Source organism: Helicobacter cynogastricus (assembly GCF_900197855.1).
In the GTDB taxonomy this organism is placed as follows: Bacteria; Campylobacterota; Campylobacteria; order Campylobacterales; family Helicobacteraceae; genus Helicobacter; species Helicobacter cynogastricus.
Genome location: NZ_FZMQ01000011.1, coordinates 167,799 through 183,296 on the forward strand (window position 1 = coordinate 167,799; position 15,498 = coordinate 183,296).

Sequence of the window (15,498 nt, forward strand, 5' to 3'; positions counted from 1 at the left end):
TCTCCAAAGTAGTAAAGACATTATCATACCCCGCCAAATTCACGCTCACGGTGTACATTAGGTTATGCCATGCATTGGAGCGGTTGGTGAGAATCCACTGGTCATTAACTTGAGTGCTATAACCAGAGATGCGGATATAAACATTGCACCCCTTATAGGCGGCTTCACGCGCTAGCTCAGGGATCATGCCATCATGGCAAATACACACAGCCAGTTTTGAGCCACCCGGACCCTCACACACAGGCATACCCAAATCTCCGGGATACCAAGGTTCAATAGGATTCCAAGGGAAGAGTTTGCGGTATTTTAAAACAATCTCACCCTTAGGATTAATAATAATAGCGGTGTTGTAAGGATTTTTATTAGGATCAGGATTGCGCTCCATCACAGAGAACACCCCAAAGACTCCCGCCTCTTTACACGCCTGCGCGTACATTTGAGTTTCTTTGCCGGGAACATCTAAGAGAAACTCCTCACTAAGCCACTTAGCGGTGTTTAGCCCTTGCGTGCTGTATTCAGGAAAAATAATGAGCTCCACGCCCGGATAACCTGCTTTTGTGGCGTGCAAGGTTCTAATAATGCTTTCAATGTTCTTATCAATATCCGCCCGACTATTCACGACAGGAACAGGAAACTGAATCGCTGCAACTAAGAAACCTTCAATGGGTTTACCCATACTTCCAATGCTACCCATAAAAACTCCTATTGTTGGTTTAGCAACTTACATTGCTAGCGGAGTATTAAAAAAAGATTTCTAACGGAGAGTTAATAGGAAAAAAAATTAAAAAATACGATTGCCCCCAAAGGGGGTTATTACGAGTCTTTATTTTTGATTTTTGGCAATGTTGCGGATATATTGATCGGCTAAATATAGACCATGTCCGCTTTCACCCATCAATTTAATCTTATCTAGGATGTTTTTGAAAAGCACTTCTTCCTCATGCTGTTCGGCCACATACCATTGTAGGAAATTAAAAGTGGCGTAATCTTTGGTAGCGAGCATTTTATCAACAAGGGTATTAATTGAGTGGGTGATGTGTTGCTCGTGTTTATAGGCTTTTTCAAAAACCTCTACGAGATTTTTAAACTCGTGCTCAGGGGCCTTGATTTCTTTAAGATGTACACCCACTTCATTTTCATTCAAGTAGGTGATAATTTTAGTTGCGTGTGCATATTCATCGCTGGCATGCTCAAACAAGAACAAGCCCGCTCCATCAAAGCTATGCGTATAGCACCAAGAACTCATGCTCATATACAGATTGGCTGAGAAAAACTCATCCATAACTTGTGCGTTAAGTAATTTAATTGTTTCTGAAGGCAACATACAAAACTCCTTTATTTAGTTTGTATCATTATTATATCATAAATGAGAAATAGAAGTCAATAGAAACCATCTCTAAAAGAAAATAAGGCATAACTTAGTTGCATAATAAGCTATTAATGAGAATAAATAGGCAACCGCTGTGGTGAAAATAAAGAGATAAAACACAAATTTTATCCCCCCGGCTTCTTTACCAAAGGTAATTGTCGCGGCAAAACAGGGGATATAAAACATCACAAAGACAATAAAGGCAATGGCTGAGGGCACGCTCACATGGTTTTTAAGCGCATTACGGAAAGATTTAGACTCTTGGCTAGTATCCCCTAGAGAGTAAAGCACACCCAAAGTAGACACCACCACCTCCTTAGCCATAAAACCGGTAACTAGAGAAATAGAGAGCCGCCAATCAAAATCCATCGGCTTAAACAAGCCATCAATGTTGCGCCCCACACGCCCCACAAAGCTATTTTCTAAAATATCTTGTTGTTTTTTCTCCTCTAAACTAGCTAGGGCTTCTTGTTTGGCTGTGTTATCTAACTGGCTAGCTTCAATGCGAGCTTGCTGGGCTTGATAATTCTCCAACACTTTTGTGTCTCTAGGGTAGGCCGAAGCAAACCAAATCAAAATCGCCCCGCCTAAAATGTAAGTGCCCGCTTTTTTGAGATAAGAGAGGGATTTGGTGTAAATGCTGTACCAAATCACTTTGGGGCTGGGCATGCGGTATTTGGGCATTTCCATCACAAAGGACTCTTCTTGCCCCTTAAAAACGCTGAGTTTAAGAAACTTCGCCATCAAGAGCGCGACAACCGCCCCCAAGACATAGATCAAAAAGAGCACCAAGCTCGCGTATTTATCCGGAAAAAACGCCCCCACAAAGAGCACATAAATAGGCAGGCGCGCGCTACAACTCATAAAACCTATCACAAAGAGGGTAATGAGTCGCTCATGTTGGTTTTGCAAAGTGCGTGTCGCCATATAAGCAGGCACAGAACAGCCAAAGCCCGTAATTAAGGGGATAAAACTCTTGCCATGCAAGCCAAATTTATGAAAAATCCCATCTAATAAGAACGCCACGCGGCTCATGTACCCAGTAGCTTCTAGTAAAGAGATTCCCAAATACAACACCACGATTAAGGGTAAAAAAGAGAGCACCGCCCCCACCCCCCCGATGATCCCATCGCCTAGAAGTGAGCCAATTTGGGCGTTGGGGATATTGGTTTTAAGAGTTTCAGCCAGCCATGCAAACCCCTCATCTACATAGCTTTGTACCCCTCCACCTACTAGAAAACTCATAAAAAACACAATGAACATCAAGCCTAAAAAAATAGGGACACCATAAATAGGGTGCATGAGGTATCTGTCTATTTTTTGCGTATAGGTGGGCATGCCCGCCCCACGATGTGATACTTTTTTGGCCAAATCGTGGCAAAATACTGCCATCTCTTCTTTAGATTGGGCACTTAGAGTTGTGGGGCGTTGGGTTTGGTGGTGCAAAGTGATGAGTTGTTCTAAGAGATGATCCATATTAAAATGTGCGTGTGCGGAGGTGGGAATACAAGGAACTCCCAAATCTTTAGAAAGTGCGTCTACATCAATTTGCAACCCCTCTTTTTGGGCTTCATCCCACATATTGAGTGCCATGAGTACCTTATGAGGCGTGTGGAGTAATTGCATGCTCAAACTCAAGTTGCGCTCTAAGTTAGTGCAGTCCAACACATTTAAGATCAAATCAAAGCGTTCATTCTCTAAAAACTGCCTGCTGACCTTCTCTTCGATCGTAAAATCATTTAAGGCATAAATGCCGGGCAAGTCTACGATTGTGATCTTGGTGTTGTTATAGGTCGTGCTCACTTGAGTTTTCTCCACCGTAACCCCGGCAAAATTGCCCACCTTCAAGTGTGCCCCGCTGATCGCATTGATGAGCGAGCTCTTGCCCACATTGGGTTGCCCCACCAACGCTACGATAATTTCTTCCATGTATTCTCCAAATATTAATGTCAATTCTCAAAATCAAAACTGGAGTATACTCTATCAGACTAAGATTTTATACAATGATAAAAAGTTGGGTTAAGTCCATTGCGCTACAATACGACCCAAAGGATAGAAATGATTGTTTTGGAGCAAAATGCCCCCTATATTCCCCATCCGCTTGCCCTTTATGCCGCACTTCAAGGACCTAACACTCTCTTGTTAGAGAGTGCTCAAGTGGACAATAAAGCGCACACCAAATCTATCATCTTAAATCAAGCCTGCTTGAAACTCGTCTGCCAGCATTCCAGCGTCAAGATCGAAGCTTTGAATGCAAACGGGCAAGCCCTTTTGCACAAACTCGCTAACTTTGTAGGTGTGAGTCCCACAGACAAGAGTTTAAGCCTACACTACCCCAAAAATACGCAATTGCAGGACGAGTTTTTAAAACTGCAAATGCCCAGCCCACTAGATGCTTTGCGCGCCGTGTTTGCATGTGTAGAGCAATGCCCCAAAAATCCCTATGGGCTATTTTGTGCGGGGTTTTTTGGCTTTGAGCTCATCGGCGCGTTTGAGGATTTACCCATTTTAAGCGTGCAAGATAATAGCGCGCCGGATTTTGTTTTTCTTGTAGCGCAAACTTTAATCCTCATCGATCATCAAAAACAGAGCACGCAAATTTTTGGGGCTTGTTTTACCCCACAATGCCAAACACAAATTCAAGAACAAATCGCGCAGCTTGCCAAGCTTGTCAGCACCACGCAAGGAGATTTTAACCCACAAACGTACCCCCAAGAGAGCGTATTAAGCACAAATTGTAGCGATGAGGTTTTTGGATGCATGGTCTCTAAGCTCCAAGAAGAAATCAGGGCTGGGGAGATTTTCCAAGCTGTGCCCTCTAGGAGTTTTTATTTATCTTGTAAAGACCCCTTGAGTGCTTATTTTTATCTCAAGGCGCAAAATCCTAGCCCCTATATGTTTTATCTGCAAATGGAGGATTTTACCCTCTTTGGGGCTAGCCCTGAAAGCGCGTTAAAATACGATGCCTCTACTAATTTGGTGCAAATTTACCCCATTGCAGGCACAAGAGCGCGGGGTAAAAACCCGGATGGCACGATTAATCACGACCTAGATAATCGTCTTGAGCTGGATTTACAAAGTGATGCCAAAGAGAGGGCAGAACATATCATGTTAGTGGACTTAGCCCGCAATGACATCGCTAGAGTTGCCAAACCCCATACAAGACTTGTGAGCAAATTATTAAAAGTAGAAAAATACGCCCATGTGATGCACCTCACTTCAGCCGTGCAAGGGGAGCTCAAAGAGGGTTTAGACGCTCTGCATGCCTATAGAAGTTTTATGAATGCGGGGACTTTGAGCGGTGCGCCTAAAATCGCCGCGCTCAAACTCATCGCTCAACTTGAGGGCAAGAGGCGGGGTTCTTATGGGGGTTCGATAGGCTATTTATGCGCTGATGGGTCAATGGATACCTGCATTATTATCCGCTCCGCCTTTGTGCAAGATGGGCGGGCTATTATCCAAACGGGTGCGGGCATTGTTTTAGATAGTCTTGTTGAAGCTGAGATTGCCGAAACAAAGGCAAAAGCACAATCTGTGATTTCTGCCATTTTAAAGACACATGCATGAAAATTTACTTCATTGATAATTTCGACTCATTTACTTACAATCTTGTCTATGACTTAGAGGGTTTGGGGCATTCTGTGTTGGTTTTGCGCAACACTACCCCAGCCAACACGCTTTTTGAGATGATGCAAGGTGAAAAAGAAAAAACCCTTCTTTTTATCTCCCCTGGACCTAGCGACCCTGAGCATGCCGGACAACTGCTCCCCATTCTAGCTAAGACACGCGGGCATTTCCCTATCTTGGGGATTTGCTTAGGGTTGCAGGCTTTGGCACAGAGTTATGGCGCGCGGGTTGTGCGCAGTCCTGCCATTGTACATGGAAAAAGCTCCCCCATCACTCTAAAACCTTTTGAGGCTTTTAAAGGGCTGGGAGATTGTTTGCAAGTGGGGCGTTACCACTCTTTAATGGTGAGCGATTTGCCCGACTGCCTGCAAGTGATCGCCCATTACCAAGACATTGTCATGGGAATCTACCACCCACAAGACAAAGCCCTAGCCTACCAATTCCACCCTGAGAGCATTATGACTCTAAAGGGCGCACAACTGCTAAAGCAGAGCTTGGATTTTTTGATAACCCCCTCTTAAACTCTCTCTAGTCGCCCTTGGATTTAATTCTATTGAGAATTTCAATGGCATCTCCGCTTCCTATCTTAGCCGCTTTTTCTAAGTATTCCCTAGCTTTGGCTAAATCTTTGGAGACACCCAAACCATTAAAATACATCACTCCGATATTAAAATAAGCCTCTGCATCTCCCATTCTCCCCGCTTTCTTCCAATATTCCTTAGCTTTAAGGGAATTTTGCGCAACGCCTTGTCCATTAGCATACATGAAAGCCAAATCGTTATAAGCTTCTGCGCTTCCCTTTCTAGCGGCCTTATTAAAATATTCAAAAGCCTTAGAATAATCCTGTTTTACACCCTGTCCATCACGATACATTGCTCCTAAATTATAATAAGCTTTGGCATTGCCCATACTAGCGGCTTTCTCATAATACTCTAGAGCCTTACTATCACTTTGCGCTACGCCCTTACCATTGTCATACATCAAACCCAAACGGAAATACGCCTTTGCATACCCCATCTTAGCAGCTTTAAGAAAGTATTCCAACGCTTTAGAATAATCCTGTTTAACGCCCTGTCCATCACGATACATGCCTCCTAATTTATAATAGGCTTCAGCTTTGCCCTTTTTGGCGGCTTTTTCATAGTATTCTAAGGCTCGAGTATAATCCTTATCAGCTTGGGCTTTTTTGCCCACGACAAAATGCAATTCTCCGCCCTGATCTTTGCTCCCATCAAGAGAGTACACAACACCACTAGAAGCCAAAAATACAAACAAAACCCTAGATAGCAAATAATTTGATTTTAATAACATCTTTTGAAACTCCAAATTGTTTTATTTTCTCAAAATTCTTTGAAAATGCTATGTTTCACATTGTAGCATAAATTTTAATCTGCTGAACAACGACACAAGCATAAGTTATAAGCCCTCGAAGGAACTTTATTTTTTAATATTTTTCTTAGTGCGATTATATTAGACTCGCGCGATTCCACATTAAAGAAAGAGTTTGTCAAATTTTTTAAAACCTGTCTGCTTTTTTTTTGCGCTGCTTTCTTTGTTTTATGTAGGCCTACAGGGGGCAGGTTCTAAAGTGGAGTCTGTAACAGGCAGTGGAGTTGGGAGTAAAAACCTAGATAAACAAGTGAGAGATTCGCTTAAAAAACCATCTCCTAAAAAAACCCAAGAGTTGCACAAGTCTTCGCAAAAAACTACTAAAGCAACTCCCAATCAAGATCAGGAGGAACAAAAAGAGCTTAAAGAGGGCATCGTAGGAGGGATTGCCATCACGGTCAACAACGATCCCATCACCATTTATCAGATTGAAACGCAAGAAAAAGAACATCACATTAACCGCCAACAAGCCATTAACGCGCTGATCTTGCAACGCATTCAAGCCCAAGAGATCAAGCGGCTTAAAATTGACATTGAGGACGACAAAATCGATGCGGAAATTGAAAACATCGCACGGCATAATGGTATGGACATGCAAGACTTTTTGCGCACTCTAGCAGGTGAGGGAATTAATCCAACGACCTACAAAGCGCAACTTAAAAAACAATTAGAAACTAGGGAATTATTGCGCAATATCTTGCTTTTCAACACTAACACGAATAGCGAAACCAAGATGCGCGAATACTACAATTCTCATAAAAGCGAATTTAGTGTGCCTAGTGAAATTATCACCATCCGTTACACCGCTCAAGACACCCAAGCCCTCACCAAAGCCCTAGAAAACAGGAATTTAGATATCCCCGGAGTTACTAAAGGCGAAGAAAAAATTAATATTAAAACCCTCAATCCTCAAATCGCCCAAATGTTTTTAAGCACCCAAGAGCACACTTTTACCCCAATTTTGAACGCGGGTGGGGGGAATTTTGTATCTTTCTACATTAAAGAGAAGTTGGGAAAAGAGGATGTTTCTTTTAATCAAGCCAAACATTTTATTGCCAATAAATTGATTGAGGAACAGCAGGACAAAATCCTAGCTGAATACTACGAAAAACTCCGTGTTAAAGCCAAGATTAAATTTCTACAACACTAGGGGCGCGTGGAGCAATTAGCCTATGTCTACAAAGATTCGCTCTTCAGTGTCGCCATTCTGATTGCCGTCATTGGAGCGGTGATTCTCTTAGATTATTTCCGCTCCCTCTTTAAACATAAGAAAAATCTTAAAGCCCTCCATGCCCTCTCTCTCTCTTATACCCCCATCGATCTCGCCTCTGAAGTGCAACAACTCTTGGCTAAAGAAAAAGAGAGTCCTGCAGAGGTGCTAGGCATTAAGACATGGCTTTTTTTAGCAAAACATTATAATAACCATGGTAGTGGGGAGCAGGCCATTACAATTTATCTCTCCTTGCTACCCAAATATCCCAAAGATCGCGTGGTGTTGCTCAAAAGTCTAGCCCATACCTACATTAGCATGGGTTATGTGCAAAAGGCGCATGATATTTTGTTAGAGGTCTTGTGCATGGAACCGCGTAATGCGGAAGCCCTTAAAGAAATGGTGCGGGTGTATGAAATTCTTTGCGCTCCACAAAAAGCGCTAGAGGTGCTAGAATGCTTGGACGAATTAGAGGCAGAGGGTTTGCTAGACACCTATCATTATTTGCAAATGCAGATTCTCATTCAGGAGGACCTCTCTTTGCGCGATCGCAGTGGAGCGATCTTAGCTTTGGGGTATAAACATAAGGCTCTCTATAAGATCGCCTTAAGGCATTGCAAGGCGCATCACCGCGCCCTATTTTTGCAAGAACTCCCCGGTTTAAACAAGGGCTTGGAATGCGTGGATTTACTTTGGGATTTGCCCTTAGAGGAAGTTACACCCCTGCTAGATCAACTTCAGCCCCAAGTACGCGAAATCTTCGTGGCAAAGGGCTTTTTAGAGGGGACTTGTTCGCATTTGCAACTAGAGATTTTCCATACCTTTAAGGACAAATACCCCATTGATCTAAGCTTTAGCTACCAATGCAGTGCGTGTAAAAATCTCTCACCCTTTGAGAGTCACTATTGTGCGCTCTGCGGGGTTTTGGGGGTTAAAGAGGTGGTGTTAAATTTGAGTACACAAAGCCCAGATTACAGCCAACAACTCAATCTCAATTAGGAGGCCAAATGAAGATAATCCAGCTTTTTTGTGATGGCTCGGCGTTGGGCAATCCGGGGCCGGGGGGGTGGTGTGCGATCTTGCGCTATAAGCAGACAGAAAAAGTTCTTAGCGGGGGCGCGCCCCACACCACTAATAACCGCATGGAACTCAGTGCGCTCAATGAGGGGCTTAAAGCCCTCAAAACCCCATGCCAGATCGCCCTTTATAGCGATTCAACCTATGTTTGCGATGGAATTTCCAAATGGCTATCTAGCTGGATAGCACGCGGTTTTGCGCGGGTGAAAAATGTCGATCTCTGGCAAGAGTTTTTAGTCCTCTCTGCGCCACATCGCATCACTCCCCATTGGATCAAAGGGCATGCCGGACATCCAGAAAATGAACGATGCGACCAGCGCGCTAGAGCAGAAGCGTTATACTACAAAACTCAGAGTAAAGGAGTTGTATGTTAGATCAATTGCAAAAAAATTTAGGTTATGTTTTTCAAGATAGGGATTTGCTCCAACAAGCCCTTACCCATAAAAGCACCAAATCCCATGCCAATAACGAGAGGTTGGAATTTTTGGGCGATGCGGTGCTAGACTTAGTGGTGGCTGAAATTTTATTTGGGCGTTTTGCCGAATTGCAAGAGGGCGATCTCTCCAAAATGCGCGCCTCTTTAGTGAATGAAAAGGCGTTTTTTAAGCTGGCTGGCCTGCTAGAACTGCAAGATTATATCGTGATCTCCTCAGCAGAGGCGAATAATCATGGGCATACCAAGCCCTCTATCTTAGCTAACGCCTTTGAAGCTTTGATGGGGGCGATCTATTTAGAGAGCGGGCTAGAACCCATTAAAGTCCTCATGACGCGCTTTTTAGACAAGATTTACCCTGATCTCTCATTGCAAAGTACCTTTATGGATTATAAAAGCGCGTTGCAAGAGCTCACTCAAGCGCGTTTTAAAGTTGTGCCCACTTACACACTCAAGAGCGAGAGCGGTCCAGATCATGCCAAAGAATTTGAAATGCAGATTTTTATCTTGGATAAACTCTATGGCACTTGTAGTGCTAAAAGTAAAAAAGAAGCCCAACAGCTCTGCGCGCAAATGGCATACCAACGCCTGCGTTTAGAGGGGAGTGTATGAGTTTAATTTTGCGCACCTTTGGAGAGTCGCATGGGGCTTTGGTAGGGGGTGTGTTGGAGGGTGTGCCCGCTGGACTTAAGATTGACATGGACTACCTCCAAGTGGAGGTAAACAAGCGTAAAAGTGTGAATAGATTCACCACCCCACGCCAAGAAGAAGATAAGCTTGAGGTTGTGAGCGGGGTTTTTGAGGGGGTGAGCACGGGCGCGCCTATAGGGCTTTTGGTGCACAATAAAAATATCCGCTCTCAAGATTATGACAATCTCAAAGAGAGTTTTCGCCCCGGACATGCGGATTTTACCACCTTTGCTAAGTATGGCATTCGCGATCATCGTGGGGGGGGGCGTAGCTCGGCTAGAGAGAGCGTGATCAAAGTGGGTGCAGGAGGTGTGGCCAAATTACTCTTAAAAGAGGTGGGTATAGAGATAGAAAGCGGGCTTTTTAGCGTGGGGGGAGTGGAGGCTCAAGAACTCAATTTTACCCACGCCCAACAAAGCCCTATTTTTAGCCTAGACCCGCGGCTGCAGGGCGCGCAAGAAGAGGCGATCTTGCAGGCGCAAAAAAGTGGGGATAGTTTAGGGGGGGTTGTGTTGGTGCGCGCGCATGGGCGCGCACTGTTGGGATTGGGGGAATTTGCCGATCGCTTGGACGCGCGCCTTGCTTATTCGCTTATGGGACTCAATGGAGTTAAGGGGGTTTTTATCGGCGATCAGAATGCTGCGCGCATGCAAGGGAGCGCGTATAACGATCCACTAGGCTTGCATGGCTTTAAGAGCAATCATTGTGGGGGTGTGTTGGGAGGCTTTGGCAATGGCGCGCCCTTAGAGATATGGGTGCATTTTAAGCCCACTTCTAGTATTTCTCACACACAGGAAAGTCTCACTACGCAAGGAGAAGTTACACAGCTAAGTTTAAAAGGGCGGCATGACCCCTGTATTGCCATTCGGGGCAGTGTGGTTTGTGCCAGTTTATGCGCCTTAGTCTTGGCGGATTTTGTGCTGAGTAACACGCATGCACGCCTAGAGCAACTCAAGAAAAATTATGGCTATTAGGGATTTTGTGCTAACATGAGCCAAAGGGAGTTAAGTATGGACAATGTTTCTCAAGCTAGATTGAACCCTAGCGATATGCAAGAAATTTATCAAAGTTTAGAATCGGGTAAAAATAAGGTCTGTGCCAAGCGAATCGCCCCCAATCAGATGCTCTTGGAGTCCCAAGAGGGCGCGCTCAACACCAAAGAGGCATGGCTTGTGCAAGATGAGCAGGATCAACGCTTTGTGGTCGTGCCTGAAATGCTCTTACAGTATATTGTGCAGGTGATCCAACAAGCCTATGAAGAAAAGGTCGTAGTGGAGTTAGAGCGCGACATGGCAACTTTGACTCCAGTAGATTTCAAGGATGCGATGGCGGTCGCACTCAAGAAATTAGAAGGCATGCGCGGGAGTGATGGGAATTTGCCCAAGATTTCCTCACTAGATTTTGTACGCGATCTCAAAAAACAATACCCAAATTTGTTTTTTAACTTGGCGGAATTTTTAGAAGCCAAGCGAGATGACTATTTGCATCTTGAAAATCTTGAGGATATCCCCTTTTAGTTGTGAAAACTCTAGATTTCCAGCAGTTTGCCCATCATTCTAAGCCCGGTCCACGCTACACCAGTTATCCCACTGCTGTAGAATTCCATGCAGGTTTCCAAGAGAGGGATTTTATTGAGGCTCTAGCGCGCACACCAGAGAATACCCCCCTCTCACTCTATTTTCATCTGCCTTTTTGTAAGAGCCCATGTTATTTTTGCGCCTGTAATGTGATCTATAGTAGTTCTGAGCGCAAAAAAGAACGCTATATTCTCTATTTACACAAAGAATTAGAATTACTCCAACAACACCTCAACCCCAACAGAGAAGTGGTACAATGGCATTTTGGCGGGGGTACACCCACCTTCTTTAGTGCCGCTCAATTAGAGCGGATTATTACAGACATTAAGACAATCTTCCCCCATTTTGCTCCCGATGCGGAAATCTCTTGTGAAGTTGACCCACGTCATTTTGAGCGTGATCAAATGCGTGTACTCAAAGACAATGGTTTTAACCGCTTGAGTTTTGGAGTGCAGGATTTTGAAGAGGGGGTACAAAAGGCGATCAATCGCTTGCAAAGCTTCGAGTTAGTACGCCAAAAGGTGGAACTTGCCCGTGAATTTGGGATTAATTCGCTCAATTTTGATCTTATCTACGGTTTGCCTTTTCAAACTGTGCATAGCTTTAAACGCACCTTAGAGCAGGTACTATGTCTTAATCCTGATCGTTTGGCGGTATTTAATTATGCCCATGTTCCCTGGATCAAGCACACCATGAAAATAGACCCCGCCACTCTGCCCACGCCTAGCCAAAAGCTAGAAATTTTGCAATTTCTTATTAATTTTTTAACCGATCATGGTTATAAAATGATTGGCATGGATCATTTTGCCAAGGCAGACAATGAACTTTATCAAGCCCTAGAGACCAAGCAATTACGGCGCAATTTTCAAGGATACACCACCAAAAAGTTTTCTCAAACCATTGGGGTGGGGGTTACTAGCATCGGAGAGGGATTGGACTATTACGCCCAAAATTTTAAGGATTTAAAAGCTTATGAACGCGCCCTAGATGAGGGCAGATTGCCCATAGAACGCGGGCTTGTGCTCAGTGCAGAGGATCGCCTGCGTAAAGAAGTGATCATGCGCTTGATGAATCATTTAGAACTGGATTTTAGCGCCATTGAAAAAGCTTTTAGCATTGATTTTAAAACCCATTTTGCTAAGTCCTTAGAGGCGTTAAAACCCTATGCACAAGAGGGTTTGGTAGAGCTAGATTCTCAAGGCTTAAAGACCAGCCCTACGGGGGCGATGTTGGTACGCAATATCGCGATGGTTTTTGATGCGTATTTGGAAAAACACCGTGGAGATCAAAAATTTAGTAAAACCCTTTAGGCTAGAAGCGTGGCTGGATGAGGACATTACACGCACTACACAAGCCTGCGTAAAATGTGCTAAGTGCGTGCCTAGTTGCACCATTTACCGTATACACAAGGATGAAACTACCTCTCCGCGTGGTTTTTTAGACCTGATTGCTCTTGTCAAACAAGAGAGTCTAGAGTTAGACACCTCTTTAAAGCGCATTTTTGAGAGTTGTTTTTTATGCACCACATGCGTACAAGTTTGCCCCTTTCATCTACCCATAGATCGCATGATTGAAAAGGCACGTGTTTTAAGCGCGCACCAGCATGGAATCACATGGCATAAAAAACTCTATTTTGCCCTGCTCAAACGCCCCCGCTTGATGGATCTTGTCTTTTCTTTCTGCGCTGTAAGCGCGCCCTGCATTTTTAAGCGCGTGGGAGATAAAATGCAGTGGCGTTTTCAAGCCCTTGCACCCAAGATTCTTGCCAAGCGCGCTTTATTTCCCTTTGTGCGTACTAGCTTTTTGCGCACCCATCAAGGCGTGATCTCCCCTAAAGCTCCCCTAGAGGGCATGTGTGCTCATAGCGTAGGAATTTTTATCGGTTGTCTAGGCAATTACAATTACCCTAATATTGGCAAGAGTTTATTGAGCATCTTAGACAAACTCAATATTAGCGCGCATATCCCCAAGCAGTTTTGTTGTGGCGCGCCTGCTTTTTTCACTGGAGATATGGACACCGCCCTATTTTTGGCCAAAAAAAATGTCAGTCTTTTAGAGGGCGTGCCTACAGAGAAAATTTTAGTCCCAGAGGCGACCTGTATTAGTATGCTCAAAAAGGATTACTGCCATGTCTTTGAGAGCATGGACGACCCCATAGAGCGCACAGAGTGGCTAAAACGCTGGGAGAAGGTAGCAGATAAATTAGAATTTGCTTCTACCTATTTACACGATCAAACCCCCCTTTTAAAGATACTTCAAAACTATCCGCAACACTCTACAACACTCACCTATCATGACCCCTGCCATGCTAAAAAGGTTCTAGGTGTATATAAAGAACCGCGCGCGCTTTTACAAACAAATTTTTCTCTCACTGAAATGGCTGAGAGCGATCGCTGCTGTGGTTTTGGAGGGGTGAGCATGCAAAGCGATCACTACCCCTTGAGCGTGCAAGCAGGCTTGCCCAAAGCCCAAGACATTGCACACACACGCGCCCAAGTAGTGAGCGCGGAATGTTCGGCCTGCCGCGTGCAACTCAATAACGCTCTGCACCAAATAGATGCGCCTACCCAATTTCTCCATCCTCTAGAGCTCATCGCGCAGGTTTTACAAACCCCCAAAACATGCTAGAATCCCGCTTCACTTCAAGTATAAAGGTTAACCATGCAACGCATCCCAGCTAAAGGTTTTGCAATCCACTCTAAGGATGGAAAATTTTCAGAGCATCACTTCACCCGCCACGCTTTGGGCGAGAAAGATGTTTTGATTGATATTCATTATTGCGGAATTTGCCATAGCGATGTGCATTCAGCTTACAGCGAGTGGCATGACGGAATTTACCCTATGATTCCCGGGCATGAAATAGCTGGCGTAGTAAAAGAAGTCGGCGCACATGCGTGTAAATTCAAAGTGGGCGATCAGGTTGGCGTGGGTTGTTTTGTCAATTCCTGCAAAGCATGTGCCCCTTGTGCTGACCATTACGAACAATTTTGTCCAAAAGTGGTTTTTACTTACGATTGTCCTGATCACTTCCATGATAATGAACCTCATATGGGTGGGTATTCTAATTGCATTGTGGTGGACGAGGATTACATTATTCGTATTCCTAACAATGCGCCTTTAGAAAAGATTGCCCCCCTCTTTTGTGCGGGTATTACTACCTATTCTCCTTTAAGATTTTCTAAAGTCAAGGAGGGCTCTAAAGTAGGGGTAGCTGGTTTTGGTGGGTTAGGGCACATGGCCTTGAAATACGCTTTGGCAATGGGAGCTGAGGTGAGTGTGATTGGACGCAGTGAGGCCAAGAAAGAGCAAGCTCTAAAAATGGGAGCTAAACGCTATTATAGCAATGTGAAGGATGCTAAGGGGGCGAATTTAGACCTTCTTATCTCCACCATTCCAACTCCCTACAACATGGCTGATTATTTAGATGTGTTAGCTTATGGGGGAGAATTAGCTGTTGTGGGTCTGCCCCCAAGAGATAACCCTCCTGCCCTAAGTGCTTCAGCTCTAATTAAACATGGCAATAAGAGGGTTTATGGTTCGCTCATTGGAGGCATTCAAGAAACCCAAGAAATGCTAGATTTTTCCATTCTGCACAATATCTATCCTGAAATTGAGCTTGTTACTGGTCAAGATATTGATCGGGTTTATCATAACCTCACGCACTCTAACGCCTTCTTTCGCTATGTCATTGACATGAAAAAGTCTTTTGGAGCTTGATTGATTTAAGCCCTTATTTCTAACTATTCAAAGCCTCGATAGCTATCGAGGCTCGTTGTGTCTGTCTTTTTATTGCAATTTGCGATCCGTTTTGTGATTTGTTTAAAAAAAATATAAGCCCTGTTTTGATTAAAATAACAAAGATTGGTGCGCCTCAATCCAATCTAGTATGCGTTCATTAAAAGGATAGACATGCACACACCACACTCTACAAGTAGTCGCTTCTTTTTCAAAATACTTTTAGGAAACGCTTTTGCTGTATGTATTCCCCCTTGCTCGGCTTTTGATTATAAAATAAGCGGATTTGCCAACCAAGCTTCTGTTATTGGATTTAACCAGCATGCTGTGGAGAAAAATAAGGGAATTTATCCGATGCAACAATACGCTACTATTGCAGGCTGAGTCGGAG

General features: G+C 44.1%; 15 protein-coding genes and 1 pseudogene. 12 read left to right on the plus strand and 4 right to left on the minus strand.

The features are described 5' to 3' along the window. The 3 genes from C6H00_RS05945 to feoB form a co-directional block, all read right to left on the minus strand. Positions 1–694: formamidase (locus C6H00_RS05945; RefSeq protein WP_104750083.1), on the minus strand; the 694-nt coding region annotated here is incomplete at its 3' end. A gap of 129 nt (positions 695–823) precedes the next feature. Further along, positions 824–1,324: a ferritin gene (locus tag C6H00_RS05950; RefSeq protein WP_104750084.1), complete on the minus strand. Its 501-nt coding sequence runs from the start codon at positions 1,322–1,324 to the stop codon at positions 824–826. A gap of 72 nt (positions 1,325–1,396) precedes the next feature. After that, the gene (gene feoB / locus C6H00_RS05955) at positions 1,397–3,298 is read right to left on the minus strand and encodes a ferrous iron transport protein B (protein WP_104750085.1); all 1,902 of its coding nucleotides are present in this window, start codon (positions 3,296–3,298) and stop codon (positions 1,397–1,399) included. A gap of 123 nt (positions 3,299–3,421) precedes the next feature. On the opposite strand from feoB, the gene trpE reads away from it, so the two are divergent. Together trpE and C6H00_RS05965 are read left to right on the plus strand one after the other, a co-directional pair. Continuing rightward, positions 3,422–4,936: an anthranilate synthase component I gene (gene trpE / locus C6H00_RS05960; protein ID WP_267892004.1), complete on the plus strand. Its 1,515-nt coding sequence runs from the start codon at positions 3,422–3,424 to the stop codon at positions 4,934–4,936. Continuing rightward, the gene (locus C6H00_RS05965) at positions 4,933–5,517 is read left to right on the plus strand and encodes an aminodeoxychorismate/anthranilate synthase component II (protein WP_104750087.1); all 585 of its coding nucleotides are present in this window, start codon (positions 4,933–4,935) and stop codon (positions 5,515–5,517) included. The genes trpE and C6H00_RS05965 overlap by 4 nt, the downstream gene beginning before the upstream one ends. Positions 5,518–5,524: 7 nt before the next feature. On the opposite strand, the gene C6H00_RS05970 is transcribed toward C6H00_RS05965, so the two are convergent. Beyond that, complete coding sequence (locus C6H00_RS05970) at positions 5,525–6,241, minus strand: tetratricopeptide repeat protein (RefSeq protein WP_158655740.1); 717 nt, start codon at positions 6,239–6,241, stop codon at positions 5,525–5,527. Positions 6,242–6,548: 307 nt separating this feature from the next. Between C6H00_RS05970 and C6H00_RS05975 the strand changes: the two genes are divergently transcribed. From C6H00_RS05975 to C6H00_RS06020, 10 genes and pseudogenes are all read left to right on the plus strand, one after another. Continuing rightward, the gene (locus tag C6H00_RS05975; RefSeq protein WP_104750163.1) at positions 6,549–7,535 is read left to right on the plus strand and encodes a SurA N-terminal domain-containing protein; all 987 of its coding nucleotides are present in this window, start codon (positions 6,549–6,551) and stop codon (positions 7,533–7,535) included. Between the two features lie 6 nt (positions 7,536–7,541). Continuing rightward, positions 7,542–8,594 carry a tetratricopeptide repeat protein gene (locus tag C6H00_RS05980; RefSeq protein WP_104750089.1) on the plus strand — a complete coding sequence of 351 codons (1,053 nt, stop codon included), beginning with the start codon at positions 7,542–7,544 and terminating at the stop codon, positions 8,592–8,594. A gap of 8 nt (positions 8,595–8,602) precedes the next feature. Further along, positions 8,603–9,046: a ribonuclease HI gene (rnhA, locus tag C6H00_RS05985; RefSeq protein WP_104750090.1), complete on the plus strand. Its 444-nt coding sequence runs from the start codon at positions 8,603–8,605 to the stop codon at positions 9,044–9,046. Further along, complete coding sequence (rnc, locus tag C6H00_RS05990) at positions 9,040–9,717, plus strand: ribonuclease III (RefSeq protein ID WP_104750091.1); 678 nt, start codon at positions 9,040–9,042, stop codon at positions 9,715–9,717. Before rnhA ends, rnc begins: the two co-directional genes overlap by 7 nt. Beyond that, the gene (gene aroC / locus C6H00_RS05995; protein ID WP_104750092.1) at positions 9,714–10,769 is read left to right on the plus strand and encodes a chorismate synthase; all 1,056 of its coding nucleotides are present in this window, start codon (positions 9,714–9,716) and stop codon (positions 10,767–10,769) included. Before rnc ends, aroC begins: the two co-directional genes overlap by 4 nt. A gap of 36 nt (positions 10,770–10,805) precedes the next feature. Then, a complete protein-coding gene (locus tag C6H00_RS06000; protein WP_233704449.1) occupies positions 10,806–11,312 on the plus strand; it encodes a DUF2603 domain-containing protein in 507 nt (168 codons plus the stop codon). Between the two features lie 2 nt (positions 11,313–11,314). Further along, complete coding sequence (hemN, locus tag C6H00_RS06005; RefSeq protein WP_104750094.1) at positions 11,315–12,682, plus strand: oxygen-independent coproporphyrinogen III oxidase; 1,368 nt, start codon at positions 11,315–11,317, stop codon at positions 12,680–12,682. Then, positions 12,630–14,000 (plus strand): (Fe-S)-binding protein, encoded by a 1,371-nt coding sequence (locus C6H00_RS06010; RefSeq protein ID WP_104750095.1) that lies wholly within the window; start codon positions 12,630–12,632, stop codon positions 13,998–14,000. The genes hemN and C6H00_RS06010 overlap by 53 nt, the downstream gene beginning before the upstream one ends. 33 nt (positions 14,001–14,033) lie before the next feature. After that, a complete protein-coding gene (locus tag C6H00_RS06015) occupies positions 14,034–15,089 on the plus strand; it encodes an NAD(P)-dependent alcohol dehydrogenase (RefSeq protein ID WP_104750096.1) in 1,056 nt (351 codons plus the stop codon). 192 nt (positions 15,090–15,281) lie between these two features. Beyond that, positions 15,282–15,488: pseudogene (locus C6H00_RS06020) on the plus strand (outer membrane family protein); the annotation flags it as partial. Positions 15,489–15,498: the final 10 nt, after the last annotated feature.